Source organism: Haladaptatus sp., from assembly GCF_049589095.1.
In the GTDB taxonomy this organism is placed as follows: domain Archaea; phylum Halobacteriota; class Halobacteria; order Halobacteriales; family Haladaptataceae; genus Haladaptatus.
The window spans coordinates 1-2604 of the sequence record NZ_JBAWAC010000674.1 but is presented as its reverse complement, the minus strand read 5'-3'; the positions used below and the strand labels follow the sequence as shown (position 1 = coordinate 2604).

Genomic DNA, 2604 nt, shown 5'->3' with positions numbered 1-2604 from the left:
GAAAGGGGCCGTCCACTCGCGCATCGCCTGGTCGTCTGTGTGGGCGATTATTTTGGTCGAGCAGCGCGAGACCAAAATATCCCGCACAGCGACCGCGAGCGAGCGGGGGCTTTCGAGACGGTCTGCTTTCCAGTAGTTGCAATTACTCCAACAAAACCAAAGACGTTGATTTGTAGCCCAAGTCGTCGGGGGCGTAGTCGGTGCGGATTCGCCCCCGGTTGTCCCGTCGAAAACACCATCCAGGGCTAGTCTGGTCAATCATCAATCCGTAAATTTTACTCAAACATAGTATTTCCACTCTAAAACCTCCGGAGACCGTTTTCATGTCTGTGTCACTCACCCGGTCGGAATGACGGTGTGGCGGTCGCTGAGCTGTTTGCAGAATTCGCTGTCGTCCGTTTATCCTTCTCGCTTGTTCAGCCGAACACGTAGCTCAGGAGCCACAGCGCGCCCATCCCGGCGACGATGGTGGCGAGGATGTCTTCGGTGTACCACGCGACGGCGACGGCCAGTGCGCCCGCGAAGAGGCGAAGGTTGTCCGGCGAGAGCGCGAGCGACCCGTCCATGTAGACGAACTTGGGCAGGACGAGCGCCGAGAGGACTGCGGCGGGGACCAATCGGAGTGCGCGCTCGACGCCGTCGGGCACGTCGTCCAGTCGGCCGAACAGCGCGATGAACGACACGCGGATCAGGTACGTTCCGAGACCGCCGACGAGGATGATGAGCCAGAGGCTCGCATCACCCAGCTCCGTCGTCGCCATTCAGGCCACCTCCTCGGTCAGCAGTCCGGCACCGATACCGACGAGCGCGCCGACGACGAGTCCGAGATCGAACGGGAGGCCGTTGGCCGCGATTGCGGCGATGCCGCCGACGATGGCGGCCACCAGCGTCGGCCGGTCGGTGACGGCCGGAACCAACACTGCGAGAAACACCAGCGGGACGGCGAATTCCAGGTGCCACCCCTCGGGAATGCTCGCGCCGAGCAGGATACCGGCGACCGTCGAAATCTGCCACACGGTCCACAGCGACAGCGCGACGCCGAGGTAGTACCATCGTCTGCTGGTGTGCTCGTCGTTCCGGAACTTCAGCAGGGAGACGGCGTAGGCCTGGTCGGTCAGTGGATAGGCGAGCGCCGCCTTCCAGCGCGCCGATTCGCGCTCGAAGTACGGTGCGATCGAGGCGCTGTACATCATCATCCGCAGGTTGACGACGAGGACGGTCAGGACGATGACAGCGATGGGTGCGTCCCGACCGATGAGTTCCGTCGCCGCGAGTTGTGACGCCCCGGCGAAGATGATGACCGACATCGCAATCGCGTGAATCGCCGGAATACCGACTTCGACCGCCGCGACACCCGTGACCATCCCGAACGGAATGATCCCGAGCATGATCGGTAAGGAAACGCGAACACCGGAGAGAAAATCATCACGGGTTGACACTGGTTACTCGTAGGTGATGGGGGTGGTATCAACGTTGGTATCGCGGTGAATCTCTTGTGTGATTCGTTCCCACTGCCGTTCGGCAACCCGCCAACGAACCATCCCGTTTTTGACGCCCCCCACGAAAATCCACCACAACACATGCGCGAGTTCTCCGCCGACTATCTCCGTCGAACACGGGAAGGGATGTGGGAGTCCCGCGACGCGCTCGCCGGTCTCGAACTCGACTCCCGGGAGCGGGTGCTGGACGTCGGCTGTGGGACCGGCGAACTGGCCCGCGTCCTCGCGGACGAGACACCGGGCGACGTCTTCGGGACGGACGCCGACCCGCGCCTCCTCTCGGTCGCACGGGAGTTCGTTCCCTGCGTCGCGGGCGACGCCTTCCGGTTGCCGTTTCCCGACGACAGCTTCGACCTCGTGGTCTGCCAGGCGTTGCTCATCAACCTCCCCGAACCGGTTCGTGCGGTCCGCGAATTCGCCCGCGTCTCCTCGGATCTCGTGGCGGCGATAGAACCCGACAACGCCGCCGTTTCCGTCGAATCGACGGTACCGGAGGAGCGTTCCCTGTCCCGAACTGCTCGCGAGGCGTACGTCTCGGGAACGGCCACCGACATCACCCTCGGCGGGGAGGGGACACGCGAACTGTTCCGAACGGCCGGTCTCCACGACCCTTCGACCCATCCGTACCACCACGCGAAGACGGTCGAACCGCCGTACTCGGAACGGGACATCGAAGCGGCAAAACGGAAGGCGACCGCGAGCGCGCTGACGGACCGACGGGACACGCTGGTCGGACCGCTTTCGACCGACGAGTACGACGACCTGCGCGCCGAGTGGCGGGAGATGGGGAGAGAGACCATCAGACAGATGGGTGCGGAGGAATACCGGCGTGCGGAAGTCGTTCCCTTCTACGTGACGACCGCCCGCGTTTGAACTGCCTGTTTAAATTGAAACAGTTTTCAAGTTGACGGTTCTTCTCATCGTATGGACCCACGAATTCGAGAGCATGCGGAAGTCATCGTCGATCATTCCGTGAGCATCGAGGAAGGTGACACCGTCGAGGTAATGGCACCGACGGTCGCCGAGGACCTCGTCGTCGCGCTGTACGAAAAACTCGGGGAACGTGGCGCGAAACCGTCGCTGTCGATGCGAAGCAAACGGGCGG

The 2604-nt window shown here is 62.7% G+C and carries 3 protein-coding genes and 1 pseudogene; 2 read left to right on the top strand and 2 right to left on the bottom strand.

The genetic code is table 11. The features are described 5' to 3' along the window. Positions 1 to 416: 416 nt before the first annotated feature. Both WBV42_RS21080 and WBV42_RS21075 read right to left on the bottom strand, forming a co-directional pair. Positions 417 to 761: an AzlD domain-containing protein gene (locus tag WBV42_RS21080; protein ID WP_423987780.1), complete on the bottom strand. Its 345-nt coding sequence runs from the start codon at positions 759 to 761 to the stop codon at positions 417 to 419. Then, on the bottom strand, positions 762 to 1388 hold the full coding sequence (locus WBV42_RS21075; protein WP_423987779.1) for an AzlC family ABC transporter permease: 627 nt from the start codon (positions 1386 to 1388) through the stop codon (positions 762 to 764). Between the two features lie 192 nt (positions 1389 to 1580). Between WBV42_RS21075 and WBV42_RS21070 the strand changes: the two genes are divergently transcribed. Together WBV42_RS21070 and WBV42_RS21065 are read left to right on the top strand one after the other, a co-directional pair. After that, the gene (locus tag WBV42_RS21070) at positions 1581 to 2372 is read left to right on the top strand and encodes a class I SAM-dependent methyltransferase (RefSeq protein WP_423987778.1); all 792 of its coding nucleotides are present in this window, start codon (positions 1581 to 1583) and stop codon (positions 2370 to 2372) included. Positions 2373 to 2423: 51 nt separating this feature from the next. Then, positions 2424 to 2604 (top strand): annotated as a pseudogene (locus WBV42_RS21065) (aminopeptidase); the annotation flags it as partial.

Bases quoted from the DNA above. Each gene is read 5' to 3' on its own strand.
- WBV42_RS21070 (WP_423987778.1), top strand. From the start codon at position 1,581: ATGCGCGAGTTCTCCGCCGACTATCTCCGTCGAACACGGGAAGGGATG.
- WBV42_RS21080 (WP_423987780.1), bottom strand. From the start codon at position 761: ATGGCGACGACGGAGCTGGGTGATGCGAGCCTCTGGCTCATCATCCTC.
- WBV42_RS21075 (WP_423987779.1), bottom strand. From the start codon at position 1,388: ATGCTCGGGATCATTCCGTTCGGGATGGTCACGGGTGTCGCGGCGGTC.